The sequence below is a fragment of the Solibacillus sp. FSL W8-0372 genome, from assembly GCF_037969735.1.
In the GTDB taxonomy this organism is placed as follows: domain Bacteria; phylum Bacillota; class Bacilli; order Bacillales_A; family Planococcaceae; genus Solibacillus; species Solibacillus faecavium.
Map to the genome: position 1 here is coordinate 3,718,905 of NZ_CP150204.1, position 20,877 is coordinate 3,739,781.

Here is a 20,877-nt window from a genome sequence, read left to right on the forward strand (position 1 = left end):
TTGTCTTTCTTTTCCACGTTAAAAACAGAGCGACAAAAATCAAGCCATAATGGTTGTTTTTTGCCGCCTTTTTATTGTTATTTATAACTTAAAACTTAAAAGTTAGATTAGATTTTACCTACTAGATCCAAGCTTGGTGTTAGCGTATCTCCGCCTTCTTCCCATTTAGCTGGGCAAACTTCACCTGGATTGTTACGTACGTATTGAGCTGCTTTAATTTTGTTAACTAAAATCGATGCGTCACGACCGATACCGCCAGCATTGATTTCTACTGCTTGTACAATACCATCTGGATCGATGATGAATGTTCCGCGCTCTGCTAAACCATCTTCTTCGTTTAATACGTCAAATGCTTTAGAGATTGTATGTGATGGGTCACCAATCATGATGTATTCGATCTTACCGATAGCATCCGAAGTATCATGCCATGCTTTGTGAGTGAAGTGTGTGTCAGTTGATACTGAGTAAACTTCTACTCCTAAAGATTTTAAAGTAGCATATTCGTTTTGTAGGTCTTCTAACTCAGTTGGGCAAACGAATGTGAAGTCTGCTGGGTAGAAGCATACTACTGACCATTGTCCTTTGAAGTTTTCTGAAGATACGTCGATGAATTCGCCTTTTTGGAATGCTTTTGCAGCGAATGGTGCTATTTCTTTACCGATTAATGCCATGATAAAATTCCTCCTATATAAATATCGTTGAATAATTATTATAAAATAATTATTATTACCATCTAAAATTATCTTACATTAATAATATTTCGTCAACTAGTAGCTACATAAATTGCGAGATTTTCTTTCTACAATGGGCATTTCTTTGGCATGACTCAATATCGATATAATTCAATTAAACAATAAATTGTATTTAAATAAATGTAAATTCTCATATATACGTTATTCTTGTATACATAAATTATGAAGAAATAATTGTCTCATAAAATATTAAGAGCATTATCTCCTTTAAAAGAATCGAATCGTTTTAATTCTGGCAATTCTCGTTTAACATATCATTTCATCCTAATAAATGAGAAAGAAGATGCATCACCTTCTATGTATTCCCCCTAAAAAGCAAAAAAGTCTATGCAGTAAGCTTTCACTTACAGCATAGACTTTTCAAATATTAGTTTGTAAAAGATAATACGGCATTTTTGTATTGAGCTAAAATTGCCGATGCTTCTTTTTTCGTTGTATATTCAAACATTCTAATATCGTTTGGATTGTTAAAAATAGTTACTACCCACATAAATTCCAGCTCCTTTGAATTGTTTTATTTTGTGTAAGATAAAACTGCATTTGTATATTTTGCTAATTTTGTTGCTGCTTCGTTTTTAGTCGTATACTCGAACATACGTATATCATTAATGTTGTTAAATACTGTTACTACCCACATGTTTCATTTCTCCTTTTTTAAAACCTATTATTTTAAAAAGCCTATTCCCCAATGACTTTTGCGACTTGTTATATAACAACTTTCTTACTTCACATTGTACTCCCTTTTTCTAAAATTAAAAGCGGAAAATCTCCCTTTTCACAATGTGTTCAAAAATAAAACGCTTTCTTTGAACACTTTGTGACACCTCACTTTTATCGGTTTTAAATTTAATTTAGAAGAATAGATCATTAGCTAGCATCATCTGTTATAGCACAGAATAAAAACGCTTTCAAAGACCATTATAAATATACATTGCTCACTTTTTTATGCTTGCTCTATTTTTCAAGCCAAAAAAACTGTGCTAAAAGTCAACCTGACTTTTAACACAGCCTTATACTTTTACTCATTGTGCTTTGCGGTTTATATAACTCATCACTGTATTAGTCCACTCTTTTACTTCCGCTTGTCGTTGTGGATCATTATTTGCCTTTTTCATAATAGCCGAAGTCTTGTCATGGGAAACATCACTCACCTCGTTTAATACAGTACCGGTATTTTTTACTGAATGAATAACAGATTGAACCGAGTCCTTTTTAAATTCAATATCTGTTTTTAAACGATCCATCGTTTCCGTTAACTTTATCATTTCAGTTTGAATATAGCTCATCTGTTTTTGAATACCTTCAACACGTGCCAATAATAAAGTGACGATTTTTTTTATTGGCCCTAGGACAGCTACTATACATCCTACTAAGACAACAACAGCTATTCCTAATATTATAATTGAAGCTAAAAGCCAACTATTCATTAATATACCTCCTTCTTTTCCTCTATTTTAATACATATACCCATTTGGCAATTATTAATACATCCGAAAATAAAACGAAAGTGTGTTAAAAGCCGATTCTCTTTCAACACACCTCATTTTTTATAAATAACGTCTTGCTCCTGAGTAATTCTTTTTATAGACGCCATTATTCATTGATTCAATTTTCACTTTTGACGCATAATGTGGGGCATGCAGCATTTTACCTTCCCCCACATACAGACCGACATGATATACTTTCCCTTTGCCTCCATTATAAGCAAAAAATACAAGGTCTCCAGGCTTTAAGTCTTTCTTTGCAACTGCTTTCCCGCCTGTCGCTTGGTAAAATGAATCTCGGGGTATCATAATGCCGTGCGCTTTAAATACCGCATATAAAATTCCTGAACAATCATATCCCCATGAAGATGTTCCTGCCCATAAATACGGTAGATCTAAATAACGCTTCGCTTCTTTAATAATCGTTTGTGCTGTTGGTTTTGGCACTTTGCTATATGCTGTATACGATTTTGCGTCCCCCTTCTTTAATAGCTTAACGCCATCACTTGGTGTCTCGACGTAATAATACTTTTTATCTTCATCGATTACAGGTAAAATCGTCGCATAACTAATTTGAAGAAATTTTGTTTTTGCATCTTCCTCAAACAAGTGTGCTTTTTGTGAAGTTATGATTGCAATGGCACAGTCATCGTAATTTTTGTTCGTCGTTGCGATATGGCTTTGTGGTACCCAGCCTGGGTAACCCGCTTTTAAATACGGTACATATTGATCTTTTGCCGCCACTCGTTGCCATTTCCCTTTTGTATCAAGCAGCGTAACCTCATCCCCGTACAATGCTTGCGTATCTGTACGTCCAACTAGCCACTTTTTCTGAGATAAGCTTAACGATGAAACCCACTTTTGCATTTCTACTGGATTTTTCGTTGAAGGATAATCAACAGCACGTGCTTGATTTGGTTTATTCCATAAATTTGTTACTGCAACATCGACTACATATCTTTTTTTATTCGTTTCTTTAACACAACTTTCAAAAACTGGTTGTTCTGGTTCAGTAGGTCGTAGTGATGGTTCGATAATTCTTGCAACATAGGAAGCAAAATTCCCGCGTGTCATCATTGCGTTTGGATTAAACTTTTCGTTTTTTGCAGGAAATAGAATTTGATTTGCTACAAAAGCTTGAATGGCATTTGCCCCACTATGATTTTTAGGAATATCTGTATAAGTCACCTTTGCTTGCCCTGATAAGCTAAAAGCATGCGCAAGGATTTTCACTGCCTGGGCACGCGTGAGTTTTGTATCAGGATTAAATTTACCTTCAAACCCTGTCATAATACGTAGCTCTGTAATTGCTGCAATAATTGGCATGCGAGGGTCATCTACTGAAATATCTTCATATGTAGGTATTGCTATAGCTTCAGAATCAATTTGCATTGTTCGAACGATAAGTTCTGCCGCTTCATACCTTGTTATTGCATCATTTACCCGAAAAGGTTCATTTGGCACTATCGTGACTCCACCAAAATCACTTAAAACAGTAAGCTCTTCGCTTAATTTTGTGCCATGCTGAACATCCGGAAATGTACTAGCATGCCCTACACCGTTTGCTGCCGACAAAAAAATACATATTACTACAAATTGAAACAAAATCCTTCGAAACATAAACACTCTCTCCTCGCTATCGTCGTTGTTGGAAACTAATTTGTATAAAAAAGCAGAAAATCTACTTAACAACCAAACTCTTTCTTACTAAATATAATAGTATTTATTGTATTTTTTATCTATGTTTTCTGTTAATGTTTTTTAATTTTTACAAATTTTTATTATATTCGGTTATTTATATGTTTAAATTTAGGTCAAAAGTTTTCACGTGAAACATATTGCAACACTTTTCGACAATAACGTAATAACTTTTTTATATGAATATTATTTAAATATTTTTTATTGCATGTGACGTTACGTTAGCTTTTATACTACATATAAAGGGGTGGAAATGAATGTATTCTATTGGGGAATTTTCTAAAAAAACTGGCATTACAATTCGTACATTACGGTACTACGGTGAAAAAGGCTTACTGAAACCGGCCTATATTTCTGATGGCGGACAGCGCTATTATAATGACGACAGTATAATTACAGTTCAAAAGATTGTGACTTTTAAATACCTTGATTATTCTTTAGAGGATATTAAGGAACTTCTGGAAAAGAACGATTCCATACTTGAATCTTTGGAACAGCAAAAATACCAGTTACTCAAAAAGAAAAAACAACTTGAACAAATGATTTCAACAATCGATACTGCCATTCATATACACCAAGAACATACGGCGGTTGATCCTACTACATTATTGCTCGTCATTCATAGTTTATTAACAGAGGATGCTCAAAGGGACTATTTAAGACAATATATTCCTGAACAACTAATCGACCGTATATATAGCTATTTTGGTATGAACTTTATCGAAATTAATCGGCGCTATATTGAAAGTGTACATGAAATAAAGCAAGCTTTTATTTGTCCGCCTGCAGATACTGACTTAAAAGAGATAATCGAACGTTTATTTAGTATTATTCCGCAGAATCTAGCGCAAAGTTTAGTTCAGGAATTCGGCAAATATGAGACAATTGAAGTTGATAATTGGTTATTTTCAATTCCTTTCACTACTGAAGAGGAAAATTGGTTAATGGAACAAGTTGAGCGGTTAAAAATACTAGAGGAGGTTATTACATGAACGTTCAACTTAAGCAATTATGGGCACTCGTAAAAAGAAGCAGATTCCCAAAAAGATTAGTTATAGTTGTTTTTATGTTAAGCATTATTGAAACACTCGCATCTTTAGCTGTGCCTCTCTTTACTATGAATATGATCAATGATTTTTCGAGTACTGGATTTGCATGGACAGCGGTAACCGCTGTAGCGGTCATTTTAGTTATTCAAGCAATACTAAGCGGTCTTACCTATTTCTTAATGCGCATGCTCGGAGAACGTATTGTTGCAAATTTGCGCAATACACTATGGCAGCACATTTTACATTTAAAAACACCTTATTTTGATGCCCATGAATCGGGTGAAACGATGAGCCGTATTACACAAGATACAAGCGTTGTTAAAGAATTAGTGACGAGTCATCTTGTCAGCTTCGTTTCAGGTATTTTCTCCATTATTGGAGCGATAGCAATTTTATTGTGGATTGACTGGAAGATGACATTGCTAATGTTAATTGCTGTGCCACTTGCCATTTTTGTCACAATACCGCTTGGACAAAGAATGCATAAAATAGCAAAAGCCAATCAAGATGAACTTGCTTCATTCAGCGGACATCTAGGCCGGGTATTATCGAATATTCGACTCGTGAAATCATCTCAAACTGAGCGTTTGGAAAAGGAACGCGGAGAAAACCGTATAGAGCAGCTTTATCAATTCGGTCTAAAGGAAGCTAAAATTTTAGCTATTTTGTCCCCGATTATGACACTTATTATGATGGTTGTTCTAATTCTCTTGTTCGGTTACGGTGGTACTCAAGTTTCTACCGGTGCAATTTCTTCAGGGGCACTTGTAGCGATAATGATTTATTTAGTACAAATTATTATTCCATTTACACAAATGGCTACATTTTTTACTGCATTACAAAAAGCACTCGGTGCCACAGAGCGTATCCAATCCATCATTTCACAGGCGACTGAAAAGATTCCTGGGTCTGTTATCCCTACTACTGCACAGGCAATCGCCTTTCAAAATGTAAAATTTCAGTATACCGAGCAGCCTATTTTAAAAGGAATGAACTTTACGATTCCTGCTGGCAAAACGACCGCATTTGTAAGTACTAGTGGCGGGGGGAAAACGACGATGTTTTCCTTAATTGAACGTTTTTATGAAGTGACAGATGGTGAAATTTTATATGGACAAACGAACATAGAACAATACAACTTATATGAATGGCGGAAGCTCTTCGGCTATGTAACCCAAGATGCCCCGCTGATGAACGGATCAATTCGTGAAAATGTATTATACGGTCAACATGATGCAACAGAGGAGCAGGTTGTGGAAGCGTTACGAGCTGCATATGCATATGATTTTGTTATGGCATTGGAACGGGGCTTGGATACCGAGGTTGGTGAAGGCGGCATTAAATTATCCGGCGGCCAAAAACAACGAATTGCGATAGCCCGGGCAATTTTACGTAACCCCCAAATATTATTATTAGATGAGGCAACATCTAATTTAGACAATGAATCAGAACGGGAAGTTCAGCTTGCTTTGCAGGCATTGATGAAAAACCGGACGACGATTATTATCGCCCACCGTCTTTCAACGATTACAAATGCCGATCAAATACTACTATTTGAAGAAGGCCAGCTTTCAGGCGCAGGCACACATGAAGAACTGATTAACTCCCACTCCTATTACAAGCAGCTGTGGTCAAAAATGCAAACAATTTAATATATATATAAGGAAGTATCCAAAATAAATTGGGTACTTCCGATTGTCGACAAAATGTCTCGAGAGGCCTTTTGTCTTTTTATTATAAATTTCAACTAGATGCTTAGCAGGGACAAGTTGTTAAAAAATTTCTCCTATTTAAAGGAATTAATAAGTTGATTGGAGTGGAGGGACCGTGACTCCACCGGGAAACGCACGCGCGGAAGATCCACTAAATTGTGCCTGCCGTGGTAGGCGCAATTTAGTTAGCTGGAGCCGTGCCCGGGGAAAGCATCGGTCCCGGAATGGAAATCAACGGTTCAATGTTAATTTAGTTTTCAAACAAAAAAGCCTAGCATATTAGCTAAGCTTTCATATGAACGAACTCTATATTTTTACATTGTTTTTTCAGTAAATCCAATACTTCATTCAATTTACCAATTTCATCTTTTTCTACCATCCAGGCATTTTCATCATGCTGAGCAACATAAGAACTGCTAACATATGGATCATTTTGTTCAGTAATAAGACGTACATAGCCGAATGTCATGCCGGCTTCCTTATAATCTACTCGTAAAATCTCCTGATAAGGAATGGCCTTTTTGCGAGGTTTTGCTTTTTTTATAAAAAGGAACTTCTCCCCCGCATAGTCAATTATTATATCCTTTTGGTCCAGCATCACCTTATAGCCACCAAATAATTTAAAGCTATATGTTTTCATCGTTAACGACTCCATTTCAACTATCATTAGTTTTATTATACGGATTTTGACGATGAAATTCTAATTTTGACAATGATTACTGGACTAAACGTTCCTCTACTGTAATTTTCCCATTACTAGTTTTCAATTGAATTCGATGTTCTTTCGTTCCATGTGTATAATGCGACGTTTTTTCATTATAAATGGAGACAGAACCCCAGGCAGTCGAACTTTCAATTTCAACATTTTCTAACTTTCCTTCTGTGCTCAATAAAATTTGCCCGTTATCGGATGCAAAATTTAATGGAGATTGCACAGTTTTTAATTGAGCTACAATCCGTCCATTTCGTGACTGTGCTTTAATTTCCCCTACAACATCTTTCAGTTCTACACGCCCGTTATCAGATTCTAATTGTAGTTGCTGACCGACTACATTCTCTGCAATAATTCGACCATTATTAGAACTTGCTTTTACGTTTTTAATATTAGTTTCTGTAAGTACGACACGCCCATTAGCAGAGTGAGCATCAAGCATCTTCCCTTGAATATGATCTGTTAAAATACGACCGTTATCTGATCTTAAATAAAATTGCTGTGCGACTGTTTCGGACACCTTAATACGACCACTGTCATTATTAATTGTGAGCTTCTCATATTGTTTTTTCGGCAGATGAATGACCGTATCTATTGGATTGATTGACCCTACTATCGTTATAAACCAAAAACGGCGAACTTGTTCTTGACGCTTTACGGAAATAAAAAGTGTGTCGTTTTTAATTTCCATCGATGCTTCTGTTAAGTTGTCCTTATCCTTTGCTTCAATCATTGCCTCACTAGCATCTGTTGGAATAATTAATATGTTCACTCCGTCAGCTTCTATCTCTACATTGCGATATGGGATCGTTTCATCATTTTTCATAATGGCCATATTCTCTGTAAAATCCTCTTCATCATATGAGGCAAGAAGTTCTTCGGCCAGCTCCTTTATATTTCCGAACGATTGAATGATTTCCTCTGTCGTTTTTCCCTCGGCACGGCCATTTTCGAAATACTCCTCAAAGTCTCGGCGAATATCCTCACGCTCTTGCTGCTGTAATTTTTCTAAATGGTGATCAAGTAAAATTAAAAATTGTTGTTCGTTCATTTTATTTGCTCCCTTGAATTAAAGTATTTACACCTGAAATAAAACTTTCCCATTCATTACGTAAGCTGTTTAGTTGTTCAATGCCTTGTTCGGTAATTTGATAATATTTGCGTGGTGGTCCCTCTGTAGACTCCATTAAGTACGTTGTGAAAAGCCCATCTTTTGTGAGCCTTCGCAATAACGGATAGACCGAGCCTTCTGAAATTTCTATTTGTGTTGAGATCGCCTGGACAAGCTCATATCCGTACATATCTTTCTGCTCTAACAAGGCGAGTACACATAAATTCAATACACCTTTTTTAAATTGAGGATTCACTACTTCACCTCACACCTCACTATTGTTTTATATACAGTAGTGTATCAAACACTACTGTTCATTGCAAGGTAGTGTACAAAAAATAATTGTGCTAAGTAAAAAACTTAGCACAACTTTTTTAAAACCTTTTATAAGCTCTATCATTAGAGAAATGGATAGCTGTCCACATCAATGTTGCAATTAAAAATAATTCGAATGCATTTGTAATCGCATCGCTCCCGATATCAATAGGAACCGCACTGCCGATTGTCATAAAGATGGTTCCGACAAGCATCCACCACCACTTTCTTTTCCAGGCAAGCGTAACTGCAGCAATTAATAACGCCACAAGAACTATTAAAATCATGAGCGGTGGTCCTGATGCGTCTTCAGTTGTACTATAGTTAAGTACTCCATATGACTCTTTCGGTGCGAGTTCAAGACCGCTTAATTCCATAAAATACTCGACAATCATTGCCACAATCCATAATGCACCAAATGAAAAGGCAACCCATTTTTTATATGCAAATTCAATGTTCGCTTCTCTCATGACAAGTAATGAAAAAATGATCAAAGTTGGGGTAAAGATTGCGTGAAGCCAAAATCGTCCATAGCTTAAATTTTTCAGTAACTCCCCTTCTCCAAATAAATGCCCTACCGCTAATATTGCATTATCATAAATAAGGGCAAGAATAACAAAAAATATAATAGCCGAGGCTGTTTTTTTATGCTTCACAATTCCCCAAATCAAGATAACAATATAAGCTAATGCGAAAAATCCGAAAATATAAGGATCCATTTACAATACCTCCTCCTAATTTCAACTCTTTCCTCTTTTACCCAATTTTATAAAATTTAAAGATTAGAAATGGTATCAAGCGGGAATTATTCTCTAGATGATTATAAGGGGGATTATTTATGGAATTACACAACGGTTTATTGTTTTGGCCTAGTACATTCGTAAAAAAACAACATTCAAACCCACCCATTAAACCGCATTATGATGCCATCGTAGTTGGCGCTGGTATGAGTGGAGTATTAACAGCAAAGGCATTAATGGATGAGGGATTAACCGTAGCCGTACTAGAAAGAAATGAACTCGGCTATGGCAGTACTGCCGCAAATACAGGGCTTCTCCAATATTCAAATGACATTCAGTTACATGAACTGAGCGAATTGATAGGTGAAGAGGATGCCGTACGCTTTTATAAACTTTGCTATGAAGCAGTTGATCAATTAGAGGAAATAACATCTTCATTACTCGATCAGGCAGATTTTATACGTCGCCCAAGCATTTGTTTTGCAAGTAAAAAGGGCGATGTAAAACTACTGGAAAAAGAGTGTGAAATGTTGGTTAAACACGGATTTCCTGCTGAGTTTTGGAACGAACTTATCGTAGAAAAGCGGTTGCCTTTTAAAGCGCCAGCTGCATTGTACACGAATAATGATGCAGAAGTAAATCCTTATAAACTTGTTGTCTCTTTAGCAGAGCAGCTAATAGATCAAGGAATGGATTTATTTGAAAATACGTTTGCCAATGTTATTGAAAACGAAGGAAATGAGGTTATACTTCGGACAATGAATGGTGACTTTAAAGCATCCCGCATTGTCTATACAACCGGTTATGAGCGCCTTCCATACGGAACAATGGAAGGGGCAGACATTAATCGTTCTTATGCGATTGTTACTGAGCAAAAACCGAGCTTCGAGGGTTGGTATGAAAACGCACTCATTTGGGAAACAGCCCGTCCATATTTATATATGAGAAAGACGATGGACAACCGCATTATAATAGGAGGATTGGATGAAAAGAAGGCATCACCTGCCAAACATGAAACAAAGGTTGATGCAATGGCAAGTAGCCTACTCGATAAACTCCATGAGTTATTACCTAACGAAACCTTTCATGCACCATATAAATATTGTGCATCGTTCGGCGAATCATTGGACCACCTACCATTCATTGGGCAACATCCGCAAGAACCAAATCATTATTATTTGCTTGGCTTTGGCGGCAACGGTACGGTTTATAGCATGCTCGGATCAAAAATTATAGCTGACTTAATCATGAACCGACCTAATGCCGATGCACGTATTGTTACATTAGACCGTAAATATGGTATTAAATAAATAACCGCCATGGTTTGTCTATTAGTTCGCAAAGACATCCATGGCTTTTTATTTTCAGCTTCCTAAAGTTTCATTGATTAGTATAATTACATCCATTTACAATATAATTAATACATTATTTAAGGGGGGAATTATATTGATTTTCAAATCAAAGGTTGATTGGTGGATGGCAGCTATTTTTCTCGCTGTACCTATTTCAATGATTTATGGAGTAATAACGGAACCTAATGCAATTTTAATGCTAGTTACTACAATTGTAATCGTTTTGTTAGCAACATTATTTTTTGGAACAAAATATATTATCGAGGGTGAAGAGCTAATTGTATATGGCGGCATTTATAAGAAACGTATTAACATTAAACAAATACGAAGCTTACGCCCATCGAAAAATCCGCTTTCTGCACCCGCAATGTCAATAGACCGTATCGAAATTACATATAATACTACTTTTAGTGAGGTCATCCTTGTCTCCCCTAAGGACAAAGAAGGCTTTGTTAAAAGACTGCTCGAAATAAACCCAAATATAAAGTTAATTCCATAACTTAAAATACCACGCATGCACAATACATCAACATGCGTGGATCGTTATACTTGTATGCCCTTTTCAATTAATCGTTTTGAAAAATCTTCAATAGTTAATGGTCGGCTGTAATAATAGCCTTGGACAAACTCACAATTAAAATCACGTAGTAGCAATAAGTCTTTATATTCCTCGACACCTTCTGCAACTATTTTTAAATCGAGTGCCCGCGCTAAAGTAATAATAGCTGCTACCATTGCAACATCCGCTTCATTTTTATACATTTCATGGATGAACGAACGATCAATTTTCAACAGGTCTACCGGAAATCTTTTCAAATAGCTCAGTGACGAGTAGCCTGTACCAAAATCATCAATCGCTAATGTAATCCCCATTTCTTTCAATTGCGTTATTGTGCTTAGTAAATCTGCATTTTGATCTAGAAAACTCATTTCAGTAATTTCTATTTCCAATGAATTCGGAGAAATCTCATTGGCTTTTAATATATTTTTCAATCGCTCAATAAAATTTTCTGCTTTTAAGTGGCTTGGTGAAATATTAACAGCCACTCGCATGTTCAAGTTAAATTGTTCATTCCATATCATAACTTGGCGTCCAGCTTTAGCAATGACCCATTCACTAATATCCGTTATAAAACCAACCTCTTCAGCAAAGGGTATAAATTGGTCCGGGGCTACAAAGCCAAGTTCATCATCAAACCAGCGAATAAGTGCTTCCATTCCATCAATTTCATTCGTCTGCAAATTTACTTTAGGTTGGTAATATAGTTCAAATGCCTCGTTAATAATTGCATCATGCAATCTCGTTTCTAATTTCAGCATTTGATTATGTGAAAAACGTTGCTGCTTTTTATACATTACATAGCCTTTATTATTGCTTTTCTTCGCTTCATACATCGCAATATCTGCATATTTTAGGATGTCCTGCGCTGACTGACCATGATCGGGGTAATTCACGGCGCCTATGCTAATCGATGCATAAAATTTATGATTATTTAAATCAAATTGCCGCTGAAATTGAATTTGGAGATCATCCACAATTTTTTCTAGTAATGATGGCTCCTTTAAAATACAAACAAACTCATCGCCACTTAATCGATAAAAAGTGACCTCATCACTATTTAAAGTTTTCATGCGTTGAGCTATTTCCACCAAAAAAATATCACCTATATGATGACCTAAACCATCATTAATATTTTTAAAGCGATTTACATCAAATAGCATAAGAGTGAACGGCTGTTTTTCTACTTCTATCAATTTATTTAAGTCATTTATTAATTGACGGCGATTTTGTAGTCCTGTCAAATCATCATGATGGGCGATATGTATCATTTCTCCGATTTTCTTCCGAGCTGTAATATCTGAACGTATAGAAATATATTGATACGGTTTTCCTTTAGAGTTTAGAAAAGGGACAATCGTTGTTTGCACCCAATATATTGATCCATCTTTAGCACAGTTACAAATCTCCCCATGCCACGTTTGCCCTGAACCAATTGTACGCCACATTTCCTTAAAAAATGTTTTCGGGTGGTAAGCTGAGTTTAACAGTCGGTGGTCCTGTCCAATTAGCTCATTTCTTTCATATTTAGATATTTCACAAAATCGGTCATTTACCATTGTAATTACACCGCGTTGGTCAGTAACAGCTAAAATGGAGGCTTCGTCTAATGCCAATTTTATATTTTGTAATTCTTCTACTGTAAGTTGCATTGAACCTAGGACATTTGTCTCTTCTATTTTAACCATTCCTCCACCTCACATTTATCTTGTGAATATTTTCTATTACTATATTATATTACCAGTGCCTCTTTAATGAGTTATTATAGTTCTAAATAAACAATATTAATAGTACATATCATTAAATTCGGCTCATTTTCATTAATCTTTACCTTTTACTCCTATTTTTACAATCTACCACAATTATCTCCTTGCCTATCCATATTATTTTCTATTAGAATGGAAGATTTTATAAAATCAATATATTATACACCCTTTAATTTCCTTTTTAGTAAAACTCTATTTATATTTCACTTAATTTTCTGATAAAATAGTATCAACTTAATTATAGAAAGGATGGTTCGGATGAAAAACATGGCAAAGGTGATTGAAAAGTAGACACTATGCTCTTTTCAATCTAGTAAGGAAAAGAACAATTGAAAAGAGGAAAACAATGTATAACGATCAAGAATTAACGATTCGACCAATTAATGAAAATGATATGAAACGCTTATGGGAGCTTATTTATAAAGAGGAGCAGCCTGAGTGGAAAAAGTGGGATGCCCCTTACTATCCGCATAAAGCCAAGCCTTACGAAAACTTCATTCAAACAGGGCGTGAATGGATTGGCGATGATAGCTTTTGGGTTATTGAAGGAGCTGGTGTCGTACGCGGGATTATTACGTATTATTGGGAGCATAAGCCGTCTAAATGGCTAGAAATCGGCATTGTTTTGCACGAAGCTGGCTCTTGGGGTAAAGGCCTCGGCACACGCGCATTGAAATTATGGATTGAACATTTATTTGAATCTATGCCACTAGTTCGGGTTGGATTCACCACTTGGTCAGGCAATGAACGCATGATGCGGGTCGGTGAAAAACTCGGCATGCAAATGGAAGCGCGCATTCGTAAAGTCCGTTATTATGATGGTCATTATTATGATTCGATTCGTATGGGCATTTTACGAGAAGAATGGGAAGCTTTACATCAATAAAATTTAGGGGTGGATGAGATGAGCATTTCGGAAAAACTTCAGGCAAATCTTGGTGAGATGATTGATATTCGAAGACATTTACACATGTATCCTGAGCTTTCTTTTAAAGAAGTAAATACACCAAAACTTATTGCCGAAAAACTCGCTTCATTTGGAATTGAAGTGAAAGAAAATGTTGGCGGTAATGGCGTTGTCGGCTTTCTAAAAGGGGCATTTGATGGACCAACCATTGCATTTCGTGCAGATTTTGACGCACTCCCAATTCAAGATGAAAAAGATGTACCCTACAAATCTAAAATAGAAGGTGTTAGTCATGCATGTGGGCACGACATTCATACTGCTGCACTTCTTGGTTTAGCCAAAGCACTTGCCGATGCACGTGAAGTTCTACACGGCAATATCGTTTTTATTCACCAGTTTGCAGAAGAAGTTGTTCCCGGTGGTGCAAAGGCTATGGTAGAGGCAGGTTGTTTGGATGGGGTCGATTACGTATATGGTGCACATGTTGCTTCATGGAGCGAACTCGGTACGGTGCTGTTTTGCGAAGAATATGCGATGGCCGCTGCAGACTTTTTTGAACTGACAATTCAAGGAAAAGGCGGTCACGGTGCAGCTCCACATGAAACAATTGATCCAATTGTCGCTGCAGCTCAATTTGTTTTCGGTGTACAGCCGATTGTAAGCCGTAATACTGATCCGATTGAATCGGCTGTTATTACCGTTGGAAAAATTGAAAGTGGTACTGTCGGCAATGTCATACCTGATAAAGCCTATTTAACAGGGACAGTACGTACATTCAATCCCGATGTGCGCGATATGGTTGAGCAAAAAATGAATAATTTATGCAGAGCCATTGAAATTCAATATGATGCAAAGCTCGATTTCCACTATACACGCGGTTATGATGCAGTTTACAATCATCCCGCTGAAACAGCCGCACTACGTGAAGCAGTAGTAGTTCATTTACCAGAGCTTGAAGTAATTGATGCCCCGCCTCGTATGGGCGCTGAAGATTTCACGTATTATTTGCAGGAAAAACCAGGTACATTTTTCTTTGTTGGTGGCGGTAATGACGACATTAATGCTATTTACCCGCATCACCACCCGAAATTTGATGTTGATGAGCAATCTATGTTGCATATTAGTGAAGTCTTTTTACAAGCCTTAACACTCCATGGAGTAATTAAATAAAAATTTTTTTAGGATCTATCTAAGTCTACTTTCCAGATAGATCCTTACTTATTTACCCAAGGAGAGGAGAGTTGATGTATGAAGGCTCTTAGAATAGTCGCTTTGCTTTCCATTGTACTTATAGTCATTTTTATTATAACAAATAGCGGTGTGCCCAATGCATCGGTTACTACAGATGATAGAAGGGTGACGGTTTTGAAAAGTTCTTATTGTTGGAATGAAATCTGGCGACAGCAATGTGTCGATTACATCTCACCTTCCGAACAGATAAAAGAAAAGAGGGTAGTTCCAACGGTTGTGGCACCCCAAAGCAAACTTCAAATCAAGTTTAATAAAAAACCAACTGAAGAGATTTCTATATCAGTTTGGAACAATGAAAATATCGGTGAAATAGAATTTGTGAATAATACAATTACTGCCCCAAAGGAACGCGGCAATTATATTTATGTTGTTTCCAGTCGTTGGAGTAAAGGAAGTGCCTCTTATGTGTTTAGTATAGAGGTGAAATAATTATACAACCACTAACAGTAATCTTGTTGGTGGTTTAATTTTCTCCCCAATCAACCTCCTTTTCCATCGTTACTGTCTCCATAACAAAACCTAATGGGCTCGTCATTACTTCTTCTTGTGAAATATGGTACCCAAGCTTCTTATATAAACGAATATTATCCCCTTCCGATTTCCGAACTTTGCAGCGGACATAAGGTATCTGCTCTTCTATTGCCTGCTTTTCGATATATCTTACAATCGCACTTGCGATTCCTTGCCCTTGGAATTCAGGCAACACTGATAATCTTGAAAAGTAAAAATGATCTTTAAAACATCTAACCTTTACAACCCCAGCAAGCTGCCCTAGAACTTCTGCACCAAATATAAGTACATTACTTTCAAGCTCTTTTTTAATTGTTGATGCCGTTTCAGTTAATGCACTCGAGGGCATCGGATCATCTTCATAACGTTTAAAAGCTGCATGAATTACTTTTATAATTTGCTCCCCATCTGTAACGCCTCTAATCGTATCAAGCATTTATATAACCTCCGCATTTGAAATGAATGTATAAAAATAACATAACATTAATTAAAATACAATAACAGTCATTTCATTGAATTTTTTAAGCAAAAAATAAATTACTTTATGACATATATAAATTGCATTATGTAATTTATATTGTATAATGAAATTATCAAATTAAATAAAGGGGCGTTATTTATGGGGCTATTTAAACGAAAAATTGTTGATGAACGTGTGCAAAATTTACAAAACAAAATTTACCGTGAAATATACTACATCGTATCTATTATTTGTCTTATTTCATTGATTACTAAAATGGTAATTTACGGTCGCGGTGTCGAGTATGTAGCAACTGAACTTATTATCTTAATAGCATGCGGTGGTTATTATAGTTACCGCGCGATGTATACTGGGGTTTTATCGGAAGAGGTGGAAATTCATGATGCAAATAGTAAATTCCGCTATAGCACCAAGACTATTCTTATCGGTATTTTTACTGGTGTCGTAATCGCTTTAGCAATGGGATTAAATAGCGGTATCAATTATGCAGACAGTAATGCCCAGGCGATTGAATATTTCTTTATGGTATTTTTAGTTTCATTGCTTTTTTACGCACCGTTTCTAGCACTATTTTTATTTATTGGGTATCAATCAGCTTTGAAGAAAAGCAAACAAGTAAATGATAAGATGTTAAAAGATGATGAAGATACGTGGTGAATGCAGATGAGAAATGTACGTTTAAAAATGGCTCGTATTGAACATGATTTATCGCAGGATGAATTGGCTAAAAAAGTGGGGGTAACTCGACAAACGATCGGACTCATTGAGCTTGGGAAATACAATCCAACATTAAGTGTGTGCATAGCGATTTGTAAAACATTGAATAAAACGTTGGACGATTTGTTTTGGGAAGAACAGTCTGAATAAAAGAGGACGCGTAAAAAGGCTAGTAAAAGTTATCTGCTTTTACTAGCCCCTCTTGATTCTATAAATCCAATGAGTATAGCTGATCATCTGTATTAGATGGATTTCCTCGACCATCTGTATTGTTTGTAATAAAGTATAGTTTATCTTCTTCTATCCAAACATCCCGTATTCGACCGACATCATTAACGATTTCTTCTACTATTAGTTGGCCAGCCATAATTCTTCCCTGCTTCTATTTCATTAATTTCATCATTCGCACTTTGACCGTGCTCACTTGTATACATTTTTCCAACCAGAGACCGAGTAATGCCTTGTGGATTACGGTGTCCATAGCAACATTTCAAACATTTTATAAATGATTTCTAAAAGGACAGAACGTCTAATTATTTATAATATAATCTTCCACTAAAATAGCTAAATAATCCATATCTTCATATACACCATCTTTTAAAAACTCTTGTCTATGGCGCCCTTCCCATATCATTCCTGACTTTTCCATTACTTTTCTTGAAGCTGTATTTCTAACCATGCAGCGGCTATAAATTCTATTTAATTGATGTTCCTGAAATCCATATTCTATTATTTTCATGCATGCTTCTGTTGCATACCCTTTGCCCCACTCCGAAACATCAATAAAATAACCTACCTCAGCATTTCTGTGATTTTTTGAAATCGTAACTAACCCACAATTTCCAATATAACGGCCATTTTCTTTTAGAAATACTGCAAATTCATAGGCTTTTCCTTGTTCAAAACTTTTCTGTAAATAAGAAATCCATCTATCCACCACTTCTCGGGGATAAGGATGCGGAATCATCACCATTGTATCTGCAATTTCCTTACGCCTCACAACCTCGTAAATATCATCTGCAAATTCTTTTTCATAAGGCTTTAATAAAAGTCTTTCTGTTTCTAAAGTCATCGCCATGCCCCCTGCCCCATTAATAATTGTTCTAATCAAAATTTATTCCATAAAATATTCCATATAAATATCATTTTCCTTAAATCCAATTTTCTTATATAGTGGTTTTCCCATCGGTGAAGAGATTAAAAATAGGTGATGAACATTTCTAGCCTGTGCTTCATCTATTAATCGTTCCATTAACTTTTTCGCTAATCCCTGGCCTCTACTTTCAGGCCTTGTATACATATTCAATATATATCCTCGAATACCTGTTGGGTTAAAATAGCTGGGTGGAAACGAAATAAATTGAATCGCTCCTGTCGCAATAATATGATTTCCCTCTTGTATTAACCATTGTACAAATTGACTTGATTTTAATTGTTTCTCAAAAAAAGCTATTAATTGTTCATCTATATTCGAAGACATATGTTGCCCTTCCTCGATCAATAACCGCTTACGCAAATCAATTAACAATTCCATATCGTCTACTGATGCCAATCGAAATTCCATTACTATACACCTGCCTTAATTCTATTTATCATTAATTACTTTATTTTTTATTAATCTATATACTATAACAACTTGTTCACTAAAATGATTTTGCAATATTCATTATTTATTATTATTATTATTAGAAAAGTAAAAACTTACTACTAATTTAAGGATGAGTCTATGAAAGTATCAGTGAAATGGAAAATAATAGGGATAGTTATCATGATTATTATTATTGGCTTAGGATCATTGGCAACCATTAGTTCCATTATTATTTCGAACAAAACAGAAGAAAGCGTTGTGAATCAAAGCAAGACCATTGTGGAACAGTTATCAACGAATGTTCAAACGGTTTTAGAAAATTATGGTAACTCTCTTCAAATAATTGCACAATCTGATGAAATTGAAAACTACTATTTGAATAATAGTGTGCTTTTTGACGAAGCGGATACAACACTTCGTCAGGATTTTCAAACATTTTTAGCTACATATCCTAATGTATCTGGAATTTATACTGCTGACGTTGACGGGTTGATGTATGAGCCACACTTTGATGGTCTCGAAGATATTGATGCGACAACACGCCCTTGGTATCAGCTTGGTCTAGAGAATCCGGATGTCGTAAGCTGGACAGAGCCCTATTTGGATGCGGCAACTGGTACTTTTACTATTACCGGAGTGACAGGCATAAAAGTAAATGACCAAGTAATCGGGGTACTTGCAGCAGATATTTTATTAACAAACTTAACAGAAATGGTTTCAGCAATGGAGCTTGGGTATAACGGATATCCTGTTATTTTTGACAGTACAGGCTTAGCAATTGTCCACCCCGAGCTCGCGGGTGAGGACTTATCGGGGGAACCGTACGCTAAGCAGTTACTGCAAACAACTGATTCTGCAACTATTAAAGAATCAATAAATAATGTGGAGAGCATTATCGTTTCAAATCGTATCGATAATGTAGATTGGACCATAGCCACGATTTATGATAAATCCAGTCTCAACAGTACAGCAACTGATATTCAAAAGATTATTTTCTTAATTACAATCGGAATATTAAGTATTACCTTTATCGTGCTATATTTCTTTATTTCAAAAATTGTTCAACCGCTCTTTACTCTCGGTACATTAATGGGGAAAGTATCTCAAGGAGATTTAACTGTTCATATTGATGTAAAATCAAAAGATGAAATTGGACGTTTAGCTCATCACTTTAACTCAATGATTGGGGAAATGAAAAATATTATTAGTATTGTAAAAACTTCTTCCGCACAAGTAGACGATCGCTCACAACATTTAAGTGCGATGGCTGAACAAACGAGTGCCTCTTCCGTACAAGTGGCACAAGCTGTAAATGAAATAGCAATTAGTGCTGCGAGTACATCTGATAAGGCAGACACTGTAACTGAGCAATCAACAAGTTTAAGCGAGAAAATCAACAATATGAACAATCTTTCTACTCAAGTTGAACAAACAACAAAAGAAGCAGCGTCCCTTAATCAGGTGGGTCGTCAGAAGATGGATAACCTTTTAGAAAGCTTTACAGAAAATGATCAGGAACTAATAGAGCTGACAAAAGTGATTATGTTGTTAGAGTCAAAAATTGGTTCAATCGATTCTATAATGAATACGATTTCCTCTATATCTTCCCAGACAAATTTACTTGCACTTAATGCTTCCATTGAGGCTGCTCGTGCTGGTGAGCATGGCAAGGGATTTGCGGTTGTTGCAGAGGAGGTACGCAAACTAGCTGAACAATCGGCTGAGGCAACAGAATCCGTTAAAAAAACGATTCATCAGCTTCAAAGCCAGTCTCATGATGTGACAATCCGTATGAATGAAATGAAGCGGTCTTTTAATGAATCAAATGAGGTCGTTAATACAACAGGCGAACTGTTCGCACAGCTATCTAATTTAATTGACCGTGTAAACCATTCATTTATTGCTGTTCATGCAGAAATTGATAATGTAAATAAATACAAAGACCGTGTGCTTGATACAATCGAAGAAATGTCGATGAATTCACAAACAGCCGCTGCTGCTTGTGAAGAAGTAAGTGCATCGACAGACGAACAGTTACATGCGATTCAATCGGTCGCACAGGCATCAGAGGAATTAAATCAATTGAGCACTGACCTTGCGACAGCTGTTAGTCGTTTCAAAATTTAAAGGAAGAAAAGGTGTTTCCAAATAAAAGTGCAGCCAGTGTACATTA

The 20,877-nt window shown here is 36.1% G+C and carries 23 protein-coding genes and 1 pseudogene; 10 read left to right on the forward strand and 14 right to left on the reverse strand.

Going from position 1 to position 20,877, the window contains the following annotated elements; translation table 11 throughout:
- Nucleotides 1-107: 107 nt before the first annotated feature.
- The 5 genes from ahpC to MKY13_RS18970 all read right to left on the reverse strand — a co-directional run bounded on the left by ahpC (nucleotide 108) and on the right by MKY13_RS18970 (nucleotide 3,856).
- A complete protein-coding gene (gene ahpC, locus MKY13_RS18950) occupies nucleotides 108-671 on the reverse strand; it encodes an alkyl hydroperoxide reductase subunit C (RefSeq protein ID WP_191701428.1) in 564 nt (187 codons plus the stop codon).
- A gap of 448 nt (nucleotides 672-1,119) precedes the next feature.
- On the reverse strand, nucleotides 1,120-1,242 hold the full coding sequence (locus MKY13_RS18955) for a hypothetical protein (RefSeq protein WP_263617279.1): 123 nt from the start codon (nucleotides 1,240-1,242) through the stop codon (nucleotides 1,120-1,122).
- A gap of 24 nt (nucleotides 1,243-1,266) precedes the next feature.
- Nucleotides 1,267-1,389 carry a hypothetical protein gene (locus MKY13_RS18960; protein ID WP_263617280.1) on the reverse strand — a complete coding sequence of 41 codons (123 nt, stop codon included), beginning with the start codon at nucleotides 1,387-1,389 and terminating at the stop codon, nucleotides 1,267-1,269.
- A 385-nt stretch (nucleotides 1,390-1,774) separates the two neighbouring features.
- Nucleotides 1,775-2,179 carry a DUF948 domain-containing protein gene (locus MKY13_RS18965; protein WP_191701429.1) on the reverse strand — a complete coding sequence of 135 codons (405 nt, stop codon included), beginning with the start codon at nucleotides 2,177-2,179 and terminating at the stop codon, nucleotides 1,775-1,777.
- 120 nt (nucleotides 2,180-2,299) lie between these two features.
- Nucleotides 2,300-3,856, reverse strand: a complete 1,557-nt coding sequence (locus tag MKY13_RS18970) for an NlpC/P60 family protein (RefSeq protein WP_191701430.1) — start codon at nucleotides 3,854-3,856, stop codon at nucleotides 2,300-2,302.
- A 335-nt stretch (nucleotides 3,857-4,191) separates the two neighbouring features.
- On the opposite strand from MKY13_RS18970, the gene MKY13_RS18975 reads away from it, so the two are divergent.
- Both MKY13_RS18975 and MKY13_RS18980 read left to right on the forward strand, forming a co-directional pair.
- Nucleotides 4,192-4,926, forward strand: a complete 735-nt coding sequence (locus MKY13_RS18975; protein WP_339214467.1) for a MerR family transcriptional regulator — start codon at nucleotides 4,192-4,194, stop codon at nucleotides 4,924-4,926.
- Nucleotides 4,923-6,635 (forward strand): ABC transporter ATP-binding protein, encoded by a 1,713-nt coding sequence (locus tag MKY13_RS18980; RefSeq protein WP_339214469.1) that lies wholly within the window; start codon nucleotides 4,923-4,925, stop codon nucleotides 6,633-6,635. The genes MKY13_RS18975 and MKY13_RS18980 overlap by 4 nt, the downstream gene beginning before the upstream one ends.
- Nucleotides 6,636-6,978: 343 nt before the next feature.
- On the opposite strand, the gene MKY13_RS18985 is transcribed toward MKY13_RS18980, so the two are convergent.
- The 4 genes from MKY13_RS18985 to MKY13_RS19000 all read right to left on the reverse strand — a co-directional run bounded on the left by MKY13_RS18985 (nucleotide 6,979) and on the right by MKY13_RS19000 (nucleotide 9,552).
- A complete protein-coding gene (locus MKY13_RS18985) occupies nucleotides 6,979-7,335 on the reverse strand; it encodes a hypothetical protein (protein ID WP_191701433.1) in 357 nt (118 codons plus the stop codon).
- Nucleotides 7,336-7,411: 76 nt separating this feature from the next.
- The gene (locus tag MKY13_RS18990) at nucleotides 7,412-8,458 is read right to left on the reverse strand and encodes a DUF4097 family beta strand repeat-containing protein (RefSeq protein WP_339214471.1); all 1,047 of its coding nucleotides are present in this window, start codon (nucleotides 8,456-8,458) and stop codon (nucleotides 7,412-7,414) included.
- A gap of 1 nt (nucleotide 8,459) precedes the next feature.
- On the reverse strand, nucleotides 8,460-8,774 hold the full coding sequence (locus MKY13_RS18995; RefSeq protein ID WP_191701435.1) for a PadR family transcriptional regulator: 315 nt from the start codon (nucleotides 8,772-8,774) through the stop codon (nucleotides 8,460-8,462).
- Between the two features lie 118 nt (nucleotides 8,775-8,892).
- On the reverse strand, nucleotides 8,893-9,552 hold the full coding sequence (locus tag MKY13_RS19000) for a phospholipid phosphatase (RefSeq protein ID WP_339214473.1): 660 nt from the start codon (nucleotides 9,550-9,552) through the stop codon (nucleotides 8,893-8,895).
- Nucleotides 9,553-9,671: 119 nt separating this feature from the next.
- On the opposite strand from MKY13_RS19000, the gene MKY13_RS19005 reads away from it, so the two are divergent.
- Both MKY13_RS19005 and MKY13_RS19010 read left to right on the forward strand, forming a co-directional pair.
- Nucleotides 9,672-10,883 carry an FAD-binding oxidoreductase gene (locus MKY13_RS19005; protein ID WP_191701437.1) on the forward strand — a complete coding sequence of 404 codons (1,212 nt, stop codon included), beginning with the start codon at nucleotides 9,672-9,674 and terminating at the stop codon, nucleotides 10,881-10,883.
- 136 nt (nucleotides 10,884-11,019) lie between these two features.
- On the forward strand, nucleotides 11,020-11,424 hold the full coding sequence (locus MKY13_RS19010; RefSeq protein ID WP_225231361.1) for a PH domain-containing protein: 405 nt from the start codon (nucleotides 11,020-11,022) through the stop codon (nucleotides 11,422-11,424).
- Between the two features lie 44 nt (nucleotides 11,425-11,468).
- On the opposite strand, the gene MKY13_RS19015 is transcribed toward MKY13_RS19010, so the two are convergent.
- Entirely contained in the window at nucleotides 11,469-13,172 is a 1,704-nt protein-coding gene (locus tag MKY13_RS19015) for an EAL domain-containing protein (protein ID WP_339214476.1), read from the reverse strand.
- A 424-nt stretch (nucleotides 13,173-13,596) separates the two neighbouring features.
- On the opposite strand from MKY13_RS19015, the gene MKY13_RS19020 reads away from it, so the two are divergent.
- From MKY13_RS19020 to MKY13_RS19030, 3 genes are all read left to right on the forward strand, one after another.
- Nucleotides 13,597-14,136, forward strand: a complete 540-nt coding sequence (locus tag MKY13_RS19020) for a GNAT family protein (protein ID WP_339214477.1) — start codon at nucleotides 13,597-13,599, stop codon at nucleotides 14,134-14,136.
- 18 nt (nucleotides 14,137-14,154) lie between these two features.
- Complete coding sequence (locus MKY13_RS19025; protein WP_339214479.1) at nucleotides 14,155-15,327, forward strand: amidohydrolase; 1,173 nt, start codon at nucleotides 14,155-14,157, stop codon at nucleotides 15,325-15,327.
- Between the two features lie 78 nt (nucleotides 15,328-15,405).
- Nucleotides 15,406-15,837 (forward strand): hypothetical protein, encoded by a 432-nt coding sequence (locus MKY13_RS19030; protein ID WP_191701441.1) that lies wholly within the window; start codon nucleotides 15,406-15,408, stop codon nucleotides 15,835-15,837.
- Nucleotides 15,838-15,871: 34 nt separating this feature from the next.
- On the opposite strand, the gene MKY13_RS19035 is transcribed toward MKY13_RS19030, so the two are convergent.
- A complete protein-coding gene (locus MKY13_RS19035; protein WP_191701442.1) occupies nucleotides 15,872-16,354 on the reverse strand; it encodes a GNAT family N-acetyltransferase in 483 nt (160 codons plus the stop codon).
- A 183-nt stretch (nucleotides 16,355-16,537) separates the two neighbouring features.
- On the opposite strand from MKY13_RS19035, the gene MKY13_RS19040 reads away from it, so the two are divergent.
- Both MKY13_RS19040 and MKY13_RS19045 read left to right on the forward strand, forming a co-directional pair.
- On the forward strand, nucleotides 16,538-17,056 hold the full coding sequence (locus MKY13_RS19040) for a DUF6773 family protein (protein WP_339214482.1): 519 nt from the start codon (nucleotides 16,538-16,540) through the stop codon (nucleotides 17,054-17,056).
- A 6-nt stretch (nucleotides 17,057-17,062) separates the two neighbouring features.
- Entirely contained in the window at nucleotides 17,063-17,266 is a 204-nt protein-coding gene (locus tag MKY13_RS19045) for a helix-turn-helix transcriptional regulator (protein ID WP_339214484.1), read from the forward strand.
- Nucleotides 17,267-17,324: 58 nt separating this feature from the next.
- Here MKY13_RS19045 and MKY13_RS19050 read toward each other — a convergent pair.
- The 3 genes and pseudogenes from MKY13_RS19050 to MKY13_RS19060 all read right to left on the reverse strand — a co-directional run.
- Nucleotides 17,325-17,598: pseudogene (locus MKY13_RS19050) on the reverse strand (PQQ-dependent sugar dehydrogenase); the annotation flags it as partial.
- 47 nt (nucleotides 17,599-17,645) lie between these two features.
- Complete coding sequence (locus tag MKY13_RS19055) at nucleotides 17,646-18,188, reverse strand: GNAT family protein (protein WP_339214486.1); 543 nt, start codon at nucleotides 18,186-18,188, stop codon at nucleotides 17,646-17,648.
- A 42-nt stretch (nucleotides 18,189-18,230) separates the two neighbouring features.
- Complete coding sequence (locus MKY13_RS19060; protein WP_339214488.1) at nucleotides 18,231-18,680, reverse strand: GNAT family N-acetyltransferase; 450 nt, start codon at nucleotides 18,678-18,680, stop codon at nucleotides 18,231-18,233.
- 162 nt (nucleotides 18,681-18,842) lie between these two features.
- Between MKY13_RS19060 and MKY13_RS19065 the strand changes: the two genes are divergently transcribed.
- Nucleotides 18,843-20,831 (forward strand): methyl-accepting chemotaxis protein, encoded by a 1,989-nt coding sequence (locus MKY13_RS19065; RefSeq protein ID WP_339214490.1) that lies wholly within the window; start codon nucleotides 18,843-18,845, stop codon nucleotides 20,829-20,831.
- Nucleotides 20,832-20,877 lie beyond the last annotated feature (46 nt).

Excerpts from the sequence above, each read along its gene's own strand:
- MKY13_RS18985 (WP_191701433.1), bottom strand. The coding sequence starts at position 7,335 with ATGAAAACATATAGCTTTAAATTATTTGGTGGCTATAAGGTGATGCTG.
- MKY13_RS19045 (WP_339214484.1), top strand. The coding sequence starts at position 17,063 with ATGAGAAATGTACGTTTAAAAATGGCTCGTATTGAACATGATTTATCG.
- MKY13_RS19025 (WP_339214479.1), top strand. The coding sequence starts at position 14,155 with ATGAGCATTTCGGAAAAACTTCAGGCAAATCTTGGTGAGATGATTGAT.
- MKY13_RS19030 (WP_191701441.1), top strand. The coding sequence starts at position 15,406 with ATGAAGGCTCTTAGAATAGTCGCTTTGCTTTCCATTGTACTTATAGTC.
- MKY13_RS19060 (WP_339214488.1), bottom strand. The coding sequence starts at position 18,680 with ATGGAATTTCGATTGGCATCAGTAGACGATATGGAATTGTTAATTGAT.
- MKY13_RS19005 (WP_191701437.1), top strand. The coding sequence starts at position 9,672 with ATGGAATTACACAACGGTTTATTGTTTTGGCCTAGTACATTCGTAAAA.
- MKY13_RS19035 (WP_191701442.1), bottom strand. The coding sequence starts at position 16,354 with ATGCTTGATACGATTAGAGGCGTTACAGATGGGGAGCAAATTATAAAA.
- MKY13_RS19055 (WP_339214486.1), bottom strand. The coding sequence starts at position 18,188 with ATGACTTTAGAAACAGAAAGACTTTTATTAAAGCCTTATGAAAAAGAA.
- MKY13_RS19020 (WP_339214477.1), top strand. The coding sequence starts at position 13,597 with ATGTATAACGATCAAGAATTAACGATTCGACCAATTAATGAAAATGAT.
- ahpC (WP_191701428.1), bottom strand. The coding sequence starts at position 671 with ATGGCATTAATCGGTAAAGAAATAGCACCATTCGCTGCAAAAGCATTC.
- MKY13_RS18955 (WP_263617279.1), bottom strand. The coding sequence starts at position 1,242 with ATGTGGGTAGTAACTATTTTTAACAATCCAAACGATATTAGAATGTTT.
- MKY13_RS19040 (WP_339214482.1), top strand. The coding sequence starts at position 16,538 with ATGGGGCTATTTAAACGAAAAATTGTTGATGAACGTGTGCAAAATTTA.
- MKY13_RS18975 (WP_339214467.1), top strand. The coding sequence starts at position 4,192 with ATGTATTCTATTGGGGAATTTTCTAAAAAAACTGGCATTACAATTCGT.
- MKY13_RS18965 (WP_191701429.1), bottom strand. The coding sequence starts at position 2,179 with ATGAATAGTTGGCTTTTAGCTTCAATTATAATATTAGGAATAGCTGTT.
- MKY13_RS18960 (WP_263617280.1), bottom strand. The coding sequence starts at position 1,389 with ATGTGGGTAGTAACAGTATTTAACAACATTAATGATATACGTATGTTC.
- MKY13_RS19015 (WP_339214476.1), bottom strand. The coding sequence starts at position 13,172 with ATGGTTAAAATAGAAGAGACAAATGTCCTAGGTTCAATGCAACTTACA.
- MKY13_RS18980 (WP_339214469.1), top strand. The coding sequence starts at position 4,923 with ATGAACGTTCAACTTAAGCAATTATGGGCACTCGTAAAAAGAAGCAGA.
- MKY13_RS18970 (WP_191701430.1), bottom strand. The coding sequence starts at position 3,856 with ATGTTTCGAAGGATTTTGTTTCAATTTGTAGTAATATGTATTTTTTTG.
- MKY13_RS18990 (WP_339214471.1), bottom strand. The coding sequence starts at position 8,458 with ATGAACGAACAACAATTTTTAATTTTACTTGATCACCATTTAGAAAAA.
- MKY13_RS19000 (WP_339214473.1), bottom strand. The coding sequence starts at position 9,552 with ATGGATCCTTATATTTTCGGATTTTTCGCATTAGCTTATATTGTTATC.
- MKY13_RS19065 (WP_339214490.1), top strand. The coding sequence starts at position 18,843 with ATGAAAGTATCAGTGAAATGGAAAATAATAGGGATAGTTATCATGATT.